This window comes from Candidatus Thiosymbion oneisti, assembly GCF_900092655.1.
In the GTDB taxonomy this organism is placed as follows: Bacteria; Pseudomonadota; Gammaproteobacteria; order Chromatiales; family Chromatiaceae; genus Thiosymbion; species Thiosymbion oneisti.
The window spans coordinates 1-1412 of sequence record NZ_FLUY01001316.1; the positions used below are offsets into that span (position 1 = coordinate 1).

Annotated in this window: 1 protein-coding gene; it reads right to left on the reverse strand. The window is 61.7% G+C overall.

The features are described from left to right. A partial coding sequence (locus tag BQ17_RS13580; RefSeq protein WP_141699274.1) for a tetratricopeptide repeat protein occupies nt 1–1018 on the reverse strand: 1018 nt, incomplete at its 3' end. Between the last annotated feature and the right edge of the window lie 394 nt (nt 1019–1412).

The following is a 1412-nucleotide window of genomic DNA, read 5'->3' on the forward strand; positions in this document are numbered from 1 at the left end:
CGTACTGGTTGGCCATGCCTTCCTTGTGCCCCAGTTCCTTATCGATGGCCAGACTCTTGCGGTACATGGATTCGGCCCGGTCCAGCTCGCCGCGGGTTTGATAGACATTGCCCAGGTTGCCGTAGTCACTGGCCATGCCCTCCTTGCGCCCCAGCTCCTCATCGAGAGCCAGAGCCTTCTTGTGCATCGTCTCGGCCTGATCCAGCTCGCCGCGGGTTAGATAGAGGTTGCCCAGGCCGCCGTAGGCGACAGCCAAAAGTTTCTGATCGTCTTCGGCATTGCCGAGTGATTCGACCTGACGATAGGCCGCTGCGGCGGCGTCTAGCTCTCCCGTTCGATACAGGAGAAGTCCGAGCCGATTCCAGCCGGCGGCGTTCTCCGGGTCGAGCTCGGTGGCGCGTCGGTAGGCGGCAATCGCCTTGTTCGTGTCATGCAGGAAGGCGAGGGCCCCACGATGCCGGGCGGCCTCTGCGGCTTCTTTATAAGCCGATTTCTTGGCCGCCTTTCCTTCCGCGATCTTGCGTGCTTCGACCTCGGAGAAGATGGCCTCCGCCAGCGCGGTGTTTCCCTCGGCCGCCGCTGTGAGGGCTTCCTCGATGCGGGCCTGGGCGTCTGGAATCTCGGTTTGCTTAGGAATAGCGGCGATGGCTTCATCCAGAGCCGCCTGCAACGATTGTTCTCGCTCCTGAGCTGCTTGCCGAACGTCGGTCAGGGCTTGTTCTTTTCTCTCCAGCTCTCGGTTTAGGCCCTTGATGGCCTCGGCGACAGCCTCAGCGATCGCCGGGTCGTTGTGCTGGATAGTGACGTTGCTGCCGTCAGTTGCAACGACTGCGACGCCATTTCCAGAGGCCGAGGCGGTGATGTCCGGGGGATTGGATGAGTCGATAACTAGCCAACCAACAAGCGCAATGGGCACGGCAACCCCGATTCCTGAGAACACCCAGGCCCAGGGTTTGTGCTCACGCAACCAATCCCACAGCCGGGGAAGGATGGTTGGAAAATCTTTGAATATGCTCATAGAGGCTTATGGCAGGCCGAACCCAGCTCAGGCGCTTGCAGCGTACCACAGTAACCGTCGGGTGGGCTGGGCCCACCGACCGGCCTGACAGGCACGCCGGGGAGACTAGTGGGCTGCGCGCCCAGCGGAGGGTGGGCTGTGCCTACCAGCCCTTTCTCCGCGGCGCGGAGCGTCTGCGTTCCCACGCGGCGCGTGGGAACGAGAACCCAGCCCGTCGGGCGGGCTGTGCTCACCAATTGCCTGGCTGATGGGCATGGCCCACTCTAGGCGCTGATCCCCTCTCCCGTCGGGGGTGTCGCAACAGTCATTTCGAACTCCAGAGAACACAGAGAACACAGAGAACACAGAGAACACAGAGAACACAGAGAACACAGAGAACACAGAGAACACAGAG